This is a genomic window from Sorangium sp. So ce590 (assembly GCF_051521365.1).
GTDB lineage: Bacteria > Myxococcota_A > Polyangia > Polyangiales > Polyangiaceae > Sorangium.
This window is the reverse complement of the sequence record NZ_CP150346.1, coordinates 818,166-835,064: the sequence shown is the minus strand read 5'-3', so window position 1 is coordinate 835,064 and position 16,899 is coordinate 818,166. Positions and strand designations below refer to the sequence as shown.

General features: G+C 71.8%; 10 protein-coding genes and 1 pseudogene. 6 read left to right on the top strand and 5 right to left on the bottom strand.

Annotated elements, in window-relative coordinates; all coding sequences use genetic code 11:
- Window positions 1-23: 23 nt before the first annotated feature.
- Genes WMF28_RS03135 through WMF28_RS03125 form a run of 3 tightly spaced genes read right to left on the bottom strand, consistent with a single transcriptional unit; the run spans window position 24 to window position 3,309 of the window.
- Window positions 24-1,088: a hypothetical protein gene (locus WMF28_RS03135; RefSeq protein WP_437600547.1), complete on the bottom strand. Its 1,065-nt coding sequence runs from the start codon at window positions 1,086-1,088 to the stop codon at window positions 24-26.
- Window positions 1,085-2,164, bottom strand: coding sequence for a hypothetical protein (locus WMF28_RS03130; protein ID WP_437600546.1), 1,080 nt, complete (start codon window positions 2,162-2,164; stop codon window positions 1,085-1,087). Before WMF28_RS03130 ends, WMF28_RS03135 begins: the two co-directional genes overlap by 4 nt.
- A 26-nt stretch (window positions 2,165-2,190) precedes the next feature.
- Entirely contained in the window at window positions 2,191-3,309 is a 1,119-nt protein-coding gene (locus WMF28_RS03125; RefSeq protein WP_437600545.1) for a hypothetical protein, read from the bottom strand.
- A 255-nt stretch (window positions 3,310-3,564) separates the two neighbouring features.
- Here WMF28_RS03125 and WMF28_RS03120 point away from each other — a divergent pair, with 255 nt between their 5' ends.
- From WMF28_RS03120 to WMF28_RS03095, 6 genes are all read left to right on the top strand, one after another.
- A complete protein-coding gene (locus tag WMF28_RS03120) occupies window positions 3,565-4,746 on the top strand; it encodes a sigma-70 family RNA polymerase sigma factor (RefSeq protein ID WP_437600544.1) in 1,182 nt (393 codons plus the stop codon).
- A 189-nt stretch (window positions 4,747-4,935) separates the two neighbouring features.
- Window positions 4,936-5,580 (top strand): RNA polymerase sigma factor, encoded by a 645-nt coding sequence (locus WMF28_RS03115; RefSeq protein WP_437600543.1) that lies wholly within the window; start codon window positions 4,936-4,938, stop codon window positions 5,578-5,580.
- A gap of 288 nt (window positions 5,581-5,868) precedes the next feature.
- On the top strand, window positions 5,869-9,426 hold the full coding sequence (locus WMF28_RS03110) for an RHS repeat-associated core domain-containing protein (protein ID WP_437600542.1): 3,558 nt from the start codon (window positions 5,869-5,871) through the stop codon (window positions 9,424-9,426).
- Window positions 9,426-11,474, top strand: coding sequence for a hypothetical protein (locus WMF28_RS03105; protein WP_437600541.1), 2,049 nt, complete (start codon window positions 9,426-9,428; stop codon window positions 11,472-11,474). Before WMF28_RS03110 ends, WMF28_RS03105 begins: the two co-directional genes overlap by 1 nt.
- Before the next feature lie 169 nt (window positions 11,475-11,643).
- A complete protein-coding gene (locus tag WMF28_RS03100; RefSeq protein WP_437600540.1) occupies window positions 11,644-13,917 on the top strand; it encodes a DEAD/DEAH box helicase in 2,274 nt (757 codons plus the stop codon).
- Window positions 13,914-15,008: a hypothetical protein gene (locus WMF28_RS03095; protein ID WP_437600539.1), complete on the top strand. Its 1,095-nt coding sequence runs from the start codon at window positions 13,914-13,916 to the stop codon at window positions 15,006-15,008. The genes WMF28_RS03100 and WMF28_RS03095 overlap by 4 nt, the downstream gene beginning before the upstream one ends.
- Before the next feature lie 82 nt (window positions 15,009-15,090).
- Here WMF28_RS03095 and WMF28_RS03090 read toward each other — a convergent pair.
- Both WMF28_RS03090 and WMF28_RS03085 read right to left on the bottom strand, forming a co-directional pair.
- Window positions 15,091-15,180 (bottom strand): annotated as a pseudogene (locus WMF28_RS03090) (hypothetical protein); the annotation flags it as partial.
- Between the two features lie 28 nt (window positions 15,181-15,208).
- Entirely contained in the window at window positions 15,209-16,882 is a 1,674-nt protein-coding gene (locus WMF28_RS03085; protein WP_437600538.1) for a PLP-dependent aminotransferase family protein, read from the bottom strand.
- Between the last annotated feature and the right edge of the window lie 17 nt (window positions 16,883-16,899).

Sequence of the window (16,899 nt, the reverse complement as noted above, 5' to 3'; positions counted from 1 at the left end):
CCGCAAGGCGCACGGGACTCGGCTCACCCGGTCTGCGCGCAGCAGAAGCTCACCACGTCCTCCGGCGTGCTCTCGCCCTCCTGCTCGCCACCGATCGCCTCGCAGCCGTAGGGGTGCTCGACCGTCAGCGTCGCGCTGACGCTCCGCGGAACCGCGCCGGGAGGCAGATCCAGGCATTCACTGCCGGTCTCGATGGCGGGAATGGGCTGGGTGCAATGCTCGTCCGAATAGAGGACGAGCGTCGACGTCGTTCTCCGATAGTCCCCAACGTTGATGTCGACCTCGCAATCGCTACACCCCTCCACGCCCCTGTGACCCTGCACGAGCTCGGGATGCGAGCGGGGACACGCTGGGACCTTTTCCTCGCCGGAGTATGGAAGGCAGCGACGGAAATCTGGCGGCAGCGGCGGCTGACAGGAGCTGTTGAGCCGCCAGCAGAGCTCGTCAAATGAAAACGGGTTCTCACACACCCGGACGACGCTCTCCCAGGTGGCCTCCAGGTCCTCCGGTGGGAACGATAACTTGCACCCTTTGGTCGCGTCACCGCGCGTCCATCCCCGAACGAACTCGACGTCCTCCTCGGGGGGGTCCAGGACCAACCTCTCGGATACGCAGCTACCGTCCCACATGGCCGGCACCATGAACACGCTGGCGGTGGTAGCGTCAGGCCATGTGCTCCGACCACAGTTGCCGCCTCTCCTGACAAAGACCTCGGTGAAGTAGTCTTCTTCCAGCGGCTCGGCGACGCACCGGGGACAGCGGTCGATGGGCTTCTGGCCTTGATAATAGTCCACCAGGTGGTAGTAGTTGAGCGACGGGCAGTCCGGCACATCGCGCGGGTTCCCCACCCAGACAGCGACGGGCCGATCGATGTCGAAGCCCTCGGGGGAGTCGCTGGTGCCGTCCCACGGAAAGCGCGTGCAGCCCCAAGGACAGGTGACGTCATAGATGTCATAGGGCTGAGGGCACTCCCCGTCGCCGCACGGGCTGCACGACGCCCCGAGCAGCGCCACGCCGACGCCGAGCGAGAGGAGCGCCGCAGCCATCCGTATCGTCCGCGTCCTTGCTCTCTTGATCGCGCGCGTCATGTTCCCTCCGGCAGACAGCAAAGCGTCCTTCTCTCCACGATCAGGTCACCCACGAGCTCTCCGCCGCTCGGCGCGCAGCTCCCGGGCGCGTTGACCCGCCATTCCGCGCGCAGGCTCCCGAGCGCCGAGCCGGGCTCGGCGTCGTGGCAGCCGCCCTTCTCGGCGACCGCGGCAGCGGCGACCAGGTCGACGCACGCCTCGTCCTCGAACGTCGACACGAGCGCCTCACACAGGCTCGGCGCGGTCTCGGTACACGCGCACGGCGTGCAGCGGCGGGTGTCGTCGCGCACATTCCAGAAGGTGAACCTGTCCGAGAACGTCAGGTCCGCGACGCCATCGCTGGAGGGGCACACCGCATGGTCCCCTTCCATTGTCGAGAAGATGCAGCGGCGAAAGCCCGCGCCGAGCCTCTCCGCGCCGACCATGCACCACGCGTCGTCGCTCGGGCAGGTGCGCTCCACGCCCCCTGTGCACACGACCGCGATCTGCCCGCCCGGCAGATCGCCGTTGCGCGGCGCCGGGGCCAGCGCGACCTCGCAGGGGCGCTCGGTGACCGGTGCGACGTCGAACGAGCCGAACGCTTCGGGCGCCACCGCGCCGGGGGCGACGCACGCCCCGTCCCAGCCGCGCGGCGCGCGGAACGGGGTCACCGTCTCGCCGGGGCTGTTGCCGCACATCCAGCCGGACGTCACGGTGAGGCCGGCCGGCAACACGCACGCGGGCTCGGTACAGGCGCACGGACCGCAGCCAACGTGCCCCGGCTCGGCGACGAGGCGCTCGTATTCGATCATGGTCACGCCGGCGTCGCTGCGCGGCTCATCCAGCAGGGCCTCGCCGCACGAGGGCTGCTCGGAGGCGGGTCCTATCCAGACGATGCGCGGCTCGTCCTCAAAGCCACTGACGTCGACATCGACGCAGGTCCCCTCGCAGGCGGCATTGCTGGTGCCGTCCTCGTTGATGACGTCGCACGCCAGGAGCTCGGCGCAGTCGTAGCCGTCGAGCGCCCCGCAGCCGCTCGCCATCGCGACCGCCGCGCCGCTCAGACCAGCCAGCGCCGCTAGGATCCGCCTTGCCACGCACCGCCTCATCGCACCTTTTCCTTTCACCACGAGCCCTCGATCCGAACGCCGCCGCCGCGCGCCGTCGCCTGCGGCACCATGCGGACGCCGCCCTGATCCGGCGCGGGCGCCCACCAGAACGACGAGAGCGCCGCCGCACCGACCACGCCGCTCGCCACGAAGCTCGCGAGCGCGACCAGGCCCAGGGCATCGCGGGAACGGATCGCGTCCTCCAGCTGGGGGCACCGCGCATCGACGACATGGGTGTCTTTGTGGCACGCACGCTCCCCGTGCGCGCCGCGCAGGTCCTCGCGCAGCGTCTCGGCCTCGCCGTCCTTCACCGCCGACGCGAGCGCGAACCCCGCGCCGACCACGACGCCCGCCGACGCGAGCGCGAGCCCCCCGACCCGGATCGCCGGGCCGATCGCCGTCCCGTTGGCCGCGGGCCGCAGCGCCGCCGGCCCCGGCGCGACCGCCGCGGCGCGCGGGGCCGCCGCCGGCCGCGGCGCCGGCGGCTTCTCCTTGAGGGCCAGGCCGATCGCCGGCGTGTCCCCGCGCTGGGCCTCGAAGCGCCCCACGCCGTCCTCGTGGCCTCCGAGCGTCGCCCGCGCCTCGTGGCTGCCGGGCTCGACATAGACCACGTACGTGGCGAGCCCCTGGCCGACGCGCCGGCCGTCCATGAACACCTCGGCCTCGGGCTCGCCCACCACGATCGCGACCGCGGCGACCTCCTGCGCGGCCCGCTGGAGCCCTCGCTGGAGCTTTGCCCTGACGCCCGGCGCGAGCGCGTCCCCCGCCTCGAGCGCCCGGCGCAGGTGCTCCGCGGCGTCCCGGAAGCGGCGCAGCGAGAGCTCCGCCAGCCCGAGCTCCCCGGCCCAGCGAGGGTCACCGGTCGACTCCCACGCCGTTCGATACGCCGCGGCGGCCTCCTCCCACCGCCCGGCGCGCCGCTCCTGCTCCGCGCGGCGGAGCGTCGCCGCCGTCGTCGCGGGCGAGGCGACAGGCGGCGACGCGGTCGCGCGCGAGCCTCCTGACGGCGAGACCGCCGAGAGCGAGCCCCCCGCCCCCGTGCCGGGCGATGGCGGCGCCTCGGCCATCGCACCGCCGCTCCAGCCTGAAGCGCACGACAGCAGCGCGAGCCCCAGGCACCTCGTCAAGCGCATGGCCGCCGACCCTATTCAGCCCGCCGATCGCCCGCAAGCACGAATCCCAGGCGCGGAACGAGCGAGAGATAGGATGGCGAATCAGAAGACGTCCACGTAAAGCATCAAGGATCCGGCGCGCGCTCACCCCTCGCCACGCCGGTTCAGCGCCTGCCGGGGATCCGGATCCGCCAAGAGCGCGATACCGGCAGCCCGGGAGAGGGACCGGGAACGATTTCGAGCGCCATCGGGTAACCGGCGGATAATGGATCGGGCATGGATGCAAAGGATCCGCGCGGCGCGTCCGCCGGAGCGCCGCCGCCCACCTGGGAGACCGTCGTCCGCGAGCACCTCCGCTACCTGCGCGGCTGCGTGGCATCGGCGAGGATCCCGGAGGCCGACAGGGAGGATGTGCTTCAGGAGGTGCTGCACAGCATCTCGCGGGCCCTGGCCACCTTCGATCCGGCCCGGGGCGAGCTGCGCGCCTGGCTGAAGGCCATTGTCCACAACCATGCATCCAACTACCGGCGCCGCGCCTACCGCCGGCGCGAGGCGCCGTGGCCGGACGAGCCGCTGGAGGTCGCCGACGAGGCGCCGAGCTCCGAGGAGCGCCAGATGGAGCACGAGCGGCGGCAGCTCCTGTCGACGCTGCTGCTCGAGCTGCCGCCGGAGCGGCGCGAGGCGCTGATTGCCCACGAGCTCGGCGAGGCGGGTATCCCGCGTGTCGCGGAGCTGCTCTCGATCTCCGCCACCACCGCGAAGAGCCGAGTCCGCCACGGGCGCGAGGAGCTCAAGGCAGCGGCGCGCCGCTGGCAGGCGCGCCATCGCCGCCGCCTCGCCGCCCTGCTCCCGATGCGCGCGGCCGGTGGCGCGGGGGAGCGTCCCCGCCTCTCCGTATCGCGGGAGCGCCTGGCTCACCGCGTCCGGCGCGCGCTCCGTGAGGCGGTGTCCGGCGCAAGGGCACCGCGCCTGCGAACAGCCGCTCACGGCGGCGCCTCGCTCGCGGTGAGCGCCTTGGGCGTCGTCCTGACAGCAGGGCTCATGCTGGCCGGGCACAGCGGCCTTCTCGTTCCCGGAGGCGCGGCGCCGCCGGGCGCTTCTCTCACGGCGCGTGCTCGCGCCTCGTCGACCGCGGCGCCGGCGGGAGGAGCGAGCGAGCTCTCGTACTCAGCCGCGAGCAACAAGCATCCTTCACCAGGAGCGACGGTGGCCTCGCACGACCAGGGCAGCGCGGCTCTTCGTCCTCGAGGCATGTCCCGCCCGGCGCAGCGCTGGCCCATCGCGCAGGGCGATGAGCAGGAGCGCCTGAGGATGGCCGCCGCCGCGCGCGCCATCGGGAAGGAAGCGCTGGCGCGTGCGCTGCTGGAGCGCCGCCGCCGCGACCTGCCAGGCGCCGCGCCCTCGCAGGGCCGCGATGTGTCCCTGGCGCTCTCGACGCCCGCAGCGCGCGTTCGCTGAATTCGCTGGCTGAAGAACAGCGCCTCCGCGACGAGGAATCACGAGCATCGGCGCCCGAGGTGCTCGACGTGGGCCGACTCGACCGGCGAGCTGCGATGTCGGCCTGCGCGCGCGGCCGGCGCGTGGCCGTCACGGGCGCGCGATGGTGCTGAGGGCTTCTCGACAGACACCCTCTTGCAGAGGTCCGGTATGCAGACTCGACGCCGCACGACAACCGCTGTCCACGAGCGCAGCGCGCCCCGGCGCCGCCTTCCATCGATCGCGAAGCCCCCGGCCATCCGCATTCCCGTGGAGCGCATCGTCGCCGAGCGCGGCTGGATCGCCGCGCTCGTGCGCGCCGGCGGCGTATCGCCCCGCGACCGTGAGGATGTGGTGCAAGCAGTGATCCTGGCTGCGTGGATGGCTGTCGAGGAGGGCAGGTACCACCCGGACGCGTCCGTCGATCCGCGGCGAGCGCTCCGCGGCTGGCTCTACGGCATCGTCTGGCGCAAGGTGGGGCACCACTGCAAGCGCGCCTGGGTCCGCCGGGAGATCCCGGTGGCAGATCCGTGGAGCGTGCAGCCGGAGCCGCCGCGGGACGACGATGTCCTCGTCGAGGCGCGCGAGCGCCTTCTCAGCGTGCGTCTCGCGGTATCCAGGCTGCCGCGGCGCGACGGCGAGATGCTCGCCCTCGCCGCGATCGGTCACGGCATCCGCGACATCGCGCGCAGGCTCGGTATGCCGAGCTCGACAGCGGTGCGGCGGCTCGACCGAGCGCGAAGGAGGCTTCGGTGCCTCCTCGAACGTCAGGGCCGCGCGCCGCCCGAGAGAGCACATACGATGATCTCGCGGTAAAGGGGGGTCGCCACGTGCATGCCGCCACCCTCTGCACGGCGCAAGAGACCGAGATCCACCACGAACTGGCGGCGTCCTCCGGCAGGTCGCCCGGCGTCTTCCCCGCGAGCCCCCGGCTCCCCCGAACCGCTTCGCCGCTGCCCCGAACCGCTTCGCGCCCCGGTGGCCCCCGCCTCGGAGCTGCCGGGTAGACCCCCACGGGTGGCCCGCCCCGTATCCGATGATGCTCGCGGCGAGCAGGAGACACTCCGCCGCCCGGATCTCGTTCCGTTGACGTATCTTCGGGGTATGGCCCGTACCGCCCCAGTCCCGAACATCCCTGCCATCCCCGGCATGAACCCTGGCGTCTTCGTGATGGGGGGCGGCGGCGGTGGCGGGGGCTCCGGCGGCCGTGGAGGCAATGGCGCGGGCGACGGCCAGGGCGGCAGCGGCAGCAACGGAGGCGACGGCGCGGACGGCGGCGGCAAGGGCGCCGGCTCGTGCGGCACCGGCTCGACCGACGGCGGCGGGTGCCCGAACCATCATGGCTCCGGCGCGAGCGGCAAGATGTCGCGCGGCGATCCCGTCGACGTGGTGACGGGGCGCGTCTTCACCGTGCCGGCCATCGATATCTCCTTTCCCGGCCCGCTCCCGCTCGTCATCGAGCGTACGTACTCGAGCAGCGCGCGCGACCGCGATGTGGGCCTCGGGTTCGGGTGGGCCTACTCGCTCGCCTGGCAGCTCGTCCTGCGCCGCGGATCGCTGCGCATCCTGTCGTTCGACGGCGTCGCGTACGACGCGGAAGGCAGGCTCATGGCGGTGGAGGACGCCGACGGGCACGTCACGCGGTACGAGTACGACAAGAACCATCGATTGACGTCAACCACGGATCCGACGGGGCTCACCTTCTCTTTCCGGTACGACGGCGAGAGCCGGTGCATCGAGACGTGGGGCGAGTACGCCGGCAAGGCAGATCCAAGCCTGGCGGACAACGTCCCCGAGGTGCTCGCCGATCACGTCACCAGGGCCAAGGGGATCCTCCACACGAAGCTCGAGTACTCAGGGGACGGCTACTCGGAGGCCGTCGACTCGGTGGCTCTTCACCGGTACTTCGGCAACCCGTACGGGCTGGTCGACAAGGCGGTGACGCCGCTCGGCGTCTTCGACCGCACCTACGACCGACGGGGCTTTCTCACCTCGTTCACCGATCCGCTCGGGGCGCGGACCACCTGGAAGCGCGACGTCATGGGACGCGAGACGGAGGTCGTCGACCCGCTCGGCCGGCGCACCGTGATCGAGCGCGATGCATCGGGCGAGATTACCTCGGTCATGGGGCCAGACGGCGAGACGACCCGCGTCGAGCGCGCGGGCGACACCCTGTTCTGGACCGATCCGATCGGCGCCACCTGCTCGGTGCGCTTCGATGCGCGAGGTCTGCCCATCGAGGTCCGCTGGCCCGACGGCAGGATGCTCGTCTTCCTCCGCGACGTGCAAGGCAACGTCATCAAGCACATCGACCAGGCTGGAGCGCAAACACGAGCGCGCTACGACGCGTGGGGCCGGTGCGTCGAGATCTGGGATGCGCGCGGCGGGCGGACTGCGTTCACCTACTCCGCGGGGGGCCGCCTCCTGTCCGTGACCTCGCCGGACGGGTCGGTCGAGCGCTATGATTACGACGGCGCGGGCAACCTCGTGAGGGTCACCGAGTCCGATGGTCAGACGACGCGAATATACTATGGTGGGCTTCACAAACCCGTTCGCATCGAGAGGCCAGGCGGCGAAGTGACCGAGCTGAAGTACAACCGCGAAGGGTGGCTCGTGCGCATCACGAACGGCAGGGGCGAGACACACAGCTACGAGAGGAACCTCGCCGGGCTCGTCGTCGCCGAGCGTACGTTCGACGGCCGCACCCTGCGGTACGGTCACGACGCGATGGGCCGGGTCGTGTGGTTCAAGAACGGCGAAGGTCAGCGCACCGAGTACGCGCGAGATCTCGCGGGCCAGCTCACGAAGCGGACCTTCGACGATGGAACAGAGGAATCGTTCGAGTACAACGGGCGCGGCGAGATCGTCTTCGCCGTGAACGCCGCGGGTCGCTTCGCGTTCGACAGGAACGCACGGGGATGGATCGTCGCCGAGACGCAGGACGTCGCGGGCGCTCCTGTCGCGGTGCACGTCGATTATCGGATCACCGGGGAGGTCGCCGCCCGCCGCACCTCGCTCGGGCATGCAGCGCAGTGGTCCTACGACTTCGAGCGGCAACAGGTGGCGCTGTTCCTCGACGGCCAGGCCGAGGCCGTGTCCACCCGCGATCCCTCGGGACGCGAGCTGACGCGCTCGCTCAAGGGCGGGGCGCGGATCGACATGGCGTACGACGCGCTCGGGCGCCTATCCGAACGGTGGCTCGTCTCGAACGCGCCCGGCGCGACGGGCAGGGACCTCTCCCTGGAGCCCGCCTGGATCGGGCGCTTGCCGCCGGGAACGCGGTACGCCGAGTCGCGCCGCTATGCGCTAACCGGCCTCCTCCAGGAACACTGGACCTCCCGCGGTGGAGCGACGCAGTACGGCTACGATCCGGTCGGCCAGCTCGCCCAGGTGCTCCGTAACGGGCACGAGGTGGCCTCGTTCCGCTATGATCTCGCCGGCAACCTGCACGACGTCACGCGCGGGGCCCCGCCGCGCTCGTACGCGGCTGGCGGTCGGATCCAGCGCGCTGGGAACACCGAGTACAGGTGGGACGACGACGGTCGCCTCACCATGAAGCGCACGCGTTCCGCGTCAGGCGAGGAGGAGGTCACGCGTTATCGCTGGTCAGCGTCGGGCATGCTGGCGAGGGTCGAGCGTCCTGATGGCCTGATCGTCGCATTCGAGTACGATCCGTTCGGCAGGCGCGTCGCGAAGCGGCTCCTGGCCCGCGCGGCGGATGGCTCCGAGCGGCAGATCGAGGCGACGCGCTTCGTCTGGGATGGCGGGTCGCTCGTGCACGAGATCCGCCGCAGGGCGGACGCCGGAGGCGACCCGATCGTGGACGAGCGAACGTACGTGTTCGAGCACGATAAGACCGCTCCTTTCGCGCATCGCGATGCCCGCACCGAGGGCGGGGGCCGCACCGTCTCGGCGTGGTGGCATTATCTGAACGACGACTCCGGCTCGCCAGAGATGCTCGTCGCGCCGGATGGCCGGATCGGCTGCGAGCTCACGCGCGGCCCGTGGGGATCGGCGGTGGCGGCAGAAGGTGCCCAGACGAGCACGCCGCTACGCTTCCGGGGACAATACGCGGACGAGGAGACCGGGCTCTCATACAACAGATATCGCTATTACGACCCGGACCTCGGCCGGTACATCAGTGCCGATCCCTTGGGGATCGAGGGCGGCCTCAACGTCTTCGCGTACGCGGCCAACTGCCCGACCTCGGCGGTCGACGTCGAGGGGCTGATGTACTCGGTCATCAAGGACAGGGCGGGCAACATCGTCGCCGATGGGCACAACCAAGACACGGGTCGGCCTCTCCCGGCGCCGCACAGCGCGGTGCCGAGCGGCAAGCCCTGCGCCGAGCGCTCGGCGCTCACCAACCTGGCGCACCGGCTCGGCCCCAACACCACGAAGGCGGACATCGCCAAGCTCTTCCAGGAGCAAGGCTACACGCTGGAGACGTACGAAGGCAATGCAGACAACTACAAGAGAAAGCTGCGAATCGCGGCCAACCCCTGCTCAGCATGCAAGGCGATGCTGCAAGAGATGGGGATCCCGCACGCCTCCATCCAGGGACACTCTCCAAAGAACCTGACGAAGACCGGCCCCTGGAACGGGGAGTCGACGTACAATCCGGGTACTCGGAAGCTCTTCATGAATGCAGGAGGACGTTGATGACCGGCCTTTCTCCGCCGCAAGTCGCGCTGTCCTCGCTGCGCGGTCCGGAGGGCGGCCTTGCGCGGTCGCACCGAGGGCTCGCCGCCTTCTGGCGGTCCGTCGGCGAGGGCGTCCTCCTCGGCCCTGCTCCGCAGGACACCCACGCACTGCTCGCAGCGCTCGATGCCTGGCTCACAGGAGGGCCTGCCTGCGCGCTCGTCGCGGGCCCGGACCCGGGTTTCCGCTCCGCCCTCCTCGCGCGATGGGCGCTGTCGGTGGCCGAGCGCCGGGCGGCGGAGGTGATCTTCCTGCCCGTCAGCGCTCGGTTCGGGACCGCGATCGAGCGCGACATGCTGAAGCTGTTCCTCGGCCTGTTCAAGGGTTCGGCGACGGCCATGTTCAGCCGTCCGCGGAGCCCGGGCGAGCTGATGTCGGCCATCCGACTGGCCTTGACGGGCGTCGGATGGGTCTCTTCGGTGCCTGACGAGGACAACCCCCAGCTGCTCGTGGTCCTCGACGGCGTCGAGCGCGCGGCCGATGGGTGGCCGGATCCGCAAGCCCCTTTCCTGAGCCAGCCCGGCGAGGGAGCGCGCATCGTCGTTTCCGTCGACGCCGAGGAGCAGGCTCCAAGCGGCGTGTTGTGGCGCGACAGGCTCGCGTGGGCGGCCGAGGAGATGGTCCTGATATCGTGCCCGGTCGATCGTCCATCGCTCGACGACGCTGCCGGGGCACGGCTCACGCTGGCGTCGCTGGGTGAGGAGGGGCTGCTCGCCGCGCGTGTCTTCGACGCGCTCGCCGCGGTCCTCGCTCCCGTGTCGCCAGAAGATCTCGTCGGGGCCGTGGGCGTGGACATTGCCGAGCTCGAGGCGTTCGAGCGCGCGCCTGATCCGGCGCGGGGACTCGTCGTCACGGACGACGAGGGGGCCTACCGCTTCCGCGACGACGCGGGGCGCGGCTGCTGGGCGGCGCCCGATCGCCTCGCGGTCATCGAGGACGCCATCGTCGCTCGCGGATTATCGGCGTTGGGTAGGTGCAAGGCGGCTTCCGAGCCGCGCGGCACGTGGCCGCCGTACCTGGTGGAGTACCTCGGTGCTCATATGACGCGGCGATCCGCTGGAGTGGCCGATCGCATGGAGCTCGTCTCCCCGGCGTGGCTCGATATATGGATGGACAGGCCTGGAGGCCTCGTGGGGTTCCTGACGGACGCCCGTCGGGCTCGTGGCGCTGCGAAGGACGCGCTCCTAGACGCGTGTAGCTCGGGGACCGGGAGCGACCCAGGGGCCAGAGCCGAAAGGGCCGCTCGTCTGTGCGACGTCGTGTGGTGTGCGCTCGTGGAGGCGGCGCTCTGCGCGAAAGAGGGCAGCCGCGATGAAGAACGCGACCCCGCCGAGCCCTACACCGAGCCGACCGTGGACCTCACCCGACCGACGGGCGCCGCGCGCGAGCGCGCCGAGGCGCTCTTGACGTTCGTCTCCCTGTTGACAGGCTCGGAGCAGCAGCTGGTTCAGCGGTGGGCGACAGACGCGTGCGCAGGTCTCGACGAGATCCTTCCCCGACCGATCCCTCACGTGACGACGGACCGGAGCGCGGCCGATCCCGAGCGCACCCGTCGGATCCGCGCGGGCGCGACGTACGATGAGGTCGACGAGTACCTGTCGAGGGACATGGTGATTCGACCCACAGACCTCTCGCCCGACGAAGCATGGCGCCTCGCGGAGAGCCGAGAAGGGGAATCGCGGATGGTCACCTTCGCGGGCATCTTGCCCGATCTTCCCGAGGAGATGCGCGAGAAGGCCGTACGAGAGGTCATGTCCGCGTACTGGGCCCACGGCGACCGGCTGGCGCTGCGCGTCCTTTCGGCCTGCGCGCCCTGGATGGCCCTTGCCGACGCAGCCAGGGTCCTCTGCAACGAGCTCGGCAACGACTGGACGGGCGATCTCCCCGGGATGCTCGTCGGCTTCGGCAGCCTCACCGAGCTCGCTCCGCTCCTGCAACGGTTGGGCGGCACGGCGGCGCTCGTGGGCGCCGCCCGCGCCATCGCCGACGTGGGCAAGTGGCTCCCCTAGTTTCGCCCGCCTGAAGTTCCGCCACAGTTTGTCGACCAGGACGCCAGCCGGTGGCGACACATTACGATCAGACAGGCAATATTTCCCAAAATAATCATCTCATTCTCCGCCGCCCGCCTGCTCATGGCACCTCGACAGCCCGGTGCCGGCAAGATAAGGCGGCGAAGGCATGCAGGTCTCCACGACGCCCATCACGTCCATCACCGCGAGCGACGTGAGGGGGCTGCTCGCCGCGGGCGCCGGCGGCGGGCTGCTCTCCGGCGCTGATCTCTTCACCTTGGCATTCGCGTTCTCGGGCCGGTCGCACCAGCTGCCGCTGACGCTCGATGAGGCGCATGACCTGCTCTTGGCGAACGGCCTTCCGCAGGCGCTCGCGGGCGGCGGGCTCATCGAGCGGATGCGCGAATCGACGAGCGCGGATCCGGCGTTCGTGGCCTACAACGCGAGGACGTTCTGCCTCGACCGCAACGTCGGTCTATTGCGCCGGCTGGGCCAGCTCGTGTATCGGCGCGACGTCCAGCAGCTCCTCCACGCGCATCGCGCGGAGCAAGCGCCGCCTCCCGCACGCCCTGCCGCTCCCCTTCGGGCCCGGCCTGCCGCGCCGGCTCGGCGGACCGAGGCGCCCGCTGCGCCGCCTCGACGACCCCCCACCGCCCCGCCCCCGGAGCGCCCGCCCGAGCCCGCTCCGCCTGTGCCGGCCCCGCCGCCCAGGAAGCCGGCGCCGCTCCTGATGGCCGGCCTCGACCGGTCCGAGCTGCTCCAGCGGCTCCAGGGGCCGCCGGCCTCGCTCGCGGCGGTGAGCCACGCGCTGCGCGCCCATCTGCTCGCCTCGGCCGAGCAGTTCGAGGAGCTGCTCGCGCTCGCCGCCCTCACCGGCGTCGAGCCGCACCGCTACCAGATCGAGACCGCGCGCCGCGTCCTCCGCGGGTTCCGCGGGCGCGCGCTGCTCGCCGACGAGGTCGGGCTCGGCAAGACCGTCGAGGCGCTCATGATCCTGCGCGAGTACCAGCTCCGCGGGATGGTCCGGCGGGCGCTCATCCTCGTCCCCCCGGCGCTCGTCGGCCAGTGGACCGGCGAGCTCGCGGAGAAGGCCGGGATCGCGGCGCGCACAACCGACGACGCCGCGCGCACGGCCGACCCCGAGGCCTTCTGGCGCGACGAGGGCGTGGTCGTCGCGTCGCTCGCCCTCGCGAGGAGCGCGAGGCACGCGCCGCTCGTCCAGGCCGCCTCGTGGGATCTCGTGATCGTCGACGAGGCCCACCACGTCAAGAGCCGCACGACCGCCGGCTTCAGGCTGGTCGATGGCCTGCACAGCCGCTTCCTCCTGATGCTCACGGCGACGCCGATCGAGACCGACCTCGAGGAGCTCTACAACCTCGTGACGCTGCTCAAGCCCGGCCAGTTCGCGACCCCGGCCGCCTTCCGCGCCCAGTTCGTCGACCCGAAGGACCCGCTGTCGCCCAAGAACCGGGAGCGGCTGCGCGCCCTGCTCGCCGAGGTGATGGTCCGCAACACCCGCGCCGACAGCGGCCTCGCGCTGCCGCCCCGTTACGTGAGCACGACGATGGTCGACCCGCTGCCGGAGGAGCGCGCGCTCTACGAGCGCGTCCTCGCGCTCGTGCGCGCGCACGGGGCCGACGCCGGCACCCGGCTCGTCACGTCGACGCTCCTGCTCGGCGCCGGCTCGAGCCCGGCCGCGGTGCGCGGGAGCCTCGAGCGCATGAGCGCGAGCGACAGGCGCGCGCCCGCGCTGCGCGCCGCGCTGGCCGCCCTCGCGCAGCAGGCGGCCTCGGTCCGCGCGTCCCGGAAGGGCGGCGCGCTGGTCGAGCTCGCGCGCGCGCACGACGAGCAGCTCCTCGTCTTCACCCGGTTCCGCGACACGCTGTCGTACATCGAGGCCGTGCTCCGCGACGCAGGCGTCGAGCCCGCGGCGTTCCACGGCGGCCTCTCCGCCGCGGACAAGCGCGCGGCCCTCTCGGCGTTTCGCGAGGGCCGCGCGCGCGTGCTCGTCTCCACCGACGCCGGCGGCGAGGGGCACAACCTCCATCACTGCCATGTCCTCGTGAACTTCGATCTTCCCTACAATCCCATGCTCATCGAGCAGCGGATCGGGCGGCTGCACCGGATGGGCCAGCGGGAGGAGGTGCGCGTCTACAACCTCTGCGCGCGCGGCACCGCCGAGGAGCGCGTCCTCGATCTGCTGGATCGCCGCCTGCACCTGTTCGAGCTGGTCGTGGGCGAGATGGACATGGTCCTCGGCAACCTGGCCGACGAGCGCGACCTGGAGGAGCGGATCGTCGCGCTCTACGCGACGTCGCGCTCGGAGGAGGAGCTCGCGAGCGGCTTCGACGCCATCGCCGAGGAGCTCGCCGCGGCGCGCGGGCGTTACGAGCAGGTGAAGCGCCTCGACGCCAGGCTCTTCGGGAAGGACTACGAGGCATGACCGCGTCGCCGGGGACGGCCTCGCCTGCGGGGGGCGCGCTGCCCGCTCCGCTCGATTTCGTTGTCGAGGCGCTCGCGGAGGCCGGAGCGCTCGCCGAGCGGGAAGGTGCGCGGGCGGTGGCGCTGTTGCCGCCGGGGCTCGCGGCCGAGATCGAGGTCCCGGAGGAGTGCGCCCTCGCGCTCTACCCGGATCGGGACGGGGACGTCGCGTGCGGCCTCGGCTCGACGCTGCTCGAGCGGCTGATCGCGAGGGCGCGCGGGCGGCCGGTGTCCACGTCGGCGCGTCTCGCCGCGGATCCGCCGCGGCCTGCTCATGTGAGGGCCGCCGCGGACCGCTTCGCGCTGCGCAACGGGCTCTGCGAGCCCGGGCAGATCTCGATGGGTACGGCGGTGTACGTCGCGGCCAGCGTCGCTCATGTCGTCGAGGCCGACGACCGGCGCGAGGGGCTCGTCCGGGTGGTGGTGAGCGCGCACGACGGCGGCGAGCCGGACGCCGCGGTGGGCGCCCACCTGGACCTCGCCTGGCCGAGCGCGCTCGTGCAGCCGAGCGCCGCGCCGCTCGCGGCGGACGGCCGCGCGGCGGACTGGATCGCGCTCCGCGCGGAGCGGGCGGTGCGGGCGGCGGTGCAGCCGCTGCTCGGCGAGGTCGAGCGCAGGCACGCGCGGGATCACGATCGCATCGTGTCGTATTTCGCGGACCTGATCGCGGAGGCGCGGGCGCCGCGGCGGCGCGCGGAGCCGAAGGCGGTCGAGGCCAAGGTCGCGCACCTCGTGGCGGAGCGGAACGCGAAGCTGGAGGCCCTGCCCGCGCGGTTCGCGGCGAAGGTGACGTGCTCGGTCGCGGCGCTGGTGATCGCCGAGGTCCCGGCGGCGCTCGTGAGCCTGCGTCTCCGGCGTCGCAAGGAGTCGCGGGAGCTCGTCGCGCGGCTCCCGGCGGGCGCGTCGAGCCTGGACAGGCTCACGTGCGAGGCGTGCGGCATGGCGACGTCGAGGCCGGCGGCCTGCGACGATCGGATGCACCTGCTCTGCGAGGCGTGCGCGCCGAACGCGCAGGGCAGGATCGCGTGCCCGGCGTGCGCGAAGCGGCGATGAGGGCCAGTCGGCCGCCGGGCCCCGGAACCGCCTCACGGTTGCCCCGAACCGCCTCACGGCTGCCCCGAACCGCCTCACGGTTGCCCCGAACCGCCTCACGGCTGCCCCGAACCGCCTCACGGCTGCCCCGAACCGCCTCACGGCTGCCCCGAACCGCATCACGGCTGCCCCGAACCGCATCACGGCTGCCCCGAACCGCATCACGGCTGCCCCGAACCGCCTCGCGGTTGCCCTTTTCGCCTCGGACCCCCGGGGGCCCCCCCGGTCTGGCGCCCTTTTCGCCTCGGACCCCCGGGGGCCCCCCGGTCTGGCGCCCTTTTCGCCTCGGACCCCCGGGGGCCCCCCCGGTCTGGCGCCCTTTTCGCCTCGGACCCCCGGGGGCCCCCCGGTCTGGCGCCCTTTTCGGAGTCGGGCTGGAGACACGCCTCCAACACGTCGCAGATCCTCGACAGCTCCTCGCTCGTGTGCGCCGCGAAGCCGAAGCGAAATGCGGGTACGGACCCAGCCGCGACGTGAGCAGACCCCGGCGTGAGGGCCAGGCCGCGCGCGTGCGCGCGTCTGACGAGCTCTTCCGAAGTCAAGCTGCGCAAGCGCATCCAGAGCGCCAGTCCGCCGCCAGGCGGGTCGCACACCATCGCGGAGCGCAAGGGCGGCCTCGACGCGAGCTGTTGCAGCAGGTGGTCACGGCGCTCTCGGTAGAGCTGCCGGGCGCGCCGCGCGTGACGCTGAACCTCGCCGTCCTCGATGAGCTCGGCCACGGCGCGCTCCAGGACGACGTCTCCCTGACGATCGAGCAGCTCGCGGACCGCCCTCAAGCGCGCGACAACGGACCTGTCCGCGATGATGTATCCGAGCCGTAGCGCGGGGGCGATGAGCTTCGAGAGCGAAGCGATGTAGATGCAGCGCGACGAGAGGTCCTTTGTCGCAGAGAGGGGCAAGAGCGGCGCCCCCTCGAAGTGGTACTCGTAATCATAGTCGTCCTCCACGATGTAGAGCCGGAAAGACTCACAGATTCGTCGCAGGTGCATTCGACGCTCGGCGGACATCGCGACGGTCGTGGGGTACTGATGGTGCGGCGTCACGTACACGGCCTTGAGGCGCCCCTTGAGCCTCCTGGCGTGCGCCTCCAGCTCATCCGTTCGAAGGCCATCCGCGTCGACGGGCACATGGACGACGTCGGCCCGAGCGAGCTGGAAGGCGCGCCATGCCGGCGCGTAGCCGGGGTGCTCGACGGCGACGACATCCCCAGGCTCCAGCATCGCCAGCGCGAACAGGCTCAGCGCGCCCTGGCTGCCACGCGTCAAGACGATCTCCTCCGAGGAGCACGAAAGCCCGCGAGCGTGGTTGACGAAGCCCGCGAGAACCTCCCTGAGCACGGGATCGCCTGCAGCATCTCCGTAGCCAAGGCCCGTCCGAGCCAGCGCTCGGAGGGCGCGCCGCTGGGCGCGGGCGAGCTCGTCCACGGGCGCGATCCGGGCGTCTGGAACCCCGTCGTTCACCGCGATCCCGGCGGCGCGTCGCCGGTCGAGCGCCGTCTCGACGGAGCGGCGGCCCTCGGCGTCGGCGACAGCGAGCGTCGGAAGGTTGAGCGCAACCCGGGTGCCGCGGGCGGGCAGCGCCTCGAGCCACCCTTGGGCCACAAGCTCGTCCACGGCAGCGACGACGACCTTCCTGTTGACCTCGAGCTGGGCCGCGAGCGTCCGGCTGCCCGGAAGCGTCGAGCCCGGCAGGAGTCGCCCGCGCTGGATCTCCTGGACGATCGCGCGGCTCAGCTGGGTTTGCCGCGACACGGACGCACCGCCGTCGAGCACCAGGTCGAAGCGCCAGGGCCGACCAGCTGGACCCGTCGATATGTTCGTTCTGGAGCCTGTCATGGGTCCAGCTTGGCGCT

What these genes read in the sequence shown, in the direction of transcription:
- WMF28_RS03135 (WP_437600547.1), bottom strand. Translation starts at nt 1,088, where the DNA reads ATGACGCGCGCGATCAAGAGAGCAAGGACGCGGACGATACGGATGGCT.
- WMF28_RS03125 (WP_437600545.1), bottom strand. Translation starts at nt 3,309, where the DNA reads ATGCGCTTGACGAGGTGCCTGGGGCTCGCGCTGCTGTCGTGCGCTTCA.
- WMF28_RS03120 (WP_437600544.1), top strand. Translation starts at nt 3,565, where the DNA reads ATGGATGCAAAGGATCCGCGCGGCGCGTCCGCCGGAGCGCCGCCGCCC.
- WMF28_RS03115 (WP_437600543.1), top strand. Translation starts at nt 4,936, where the DNA reads ATGCAGACTCGACGCCGCACGACAACCGCTGTCCACGAGCGCAGCGCG.
- WMF28_RS03110 (WP_437600542.1), top strand. Translation starts at nt 5,869, where the DNA reads ATGGCCCGTACCGCCCCAGTCCCGAACATCCCTGCCATCCCCGGCATG.
- WMF28_RS03105 (WP_437600541.1), top strand. Translation starts at nt 9,426, where the DNA reads ATGACCGGCCTTTCTCCGCCGCAAGTCGCGCTGTCCTCGCTGCGCGGT.
- WMF28_RS03100 (WP_437600540.1), top strand. Translation starts at nt 11,644, where the DNA reads ATGCAGGTCTCCACGACGCCCATCACGTCCATCACCGCGAGCGACGTG.
- WMF28_RS03095 (WP_437600539.1), top strand. Translation starts at nt 13,914, where the DNA reads ATGACCGCGTCGCCGGGGACGGCCTCGCCTGCGGGGGGCGCGCTGCCC.
- WMF28_RS03085 (WP_437600538.1), bottom strand. Translation starts at nt 16,882, where the DNA reads ATGACAGGCTCCAGAACGAACATATCGACGGGTCCAGCTGGTCGGCCC.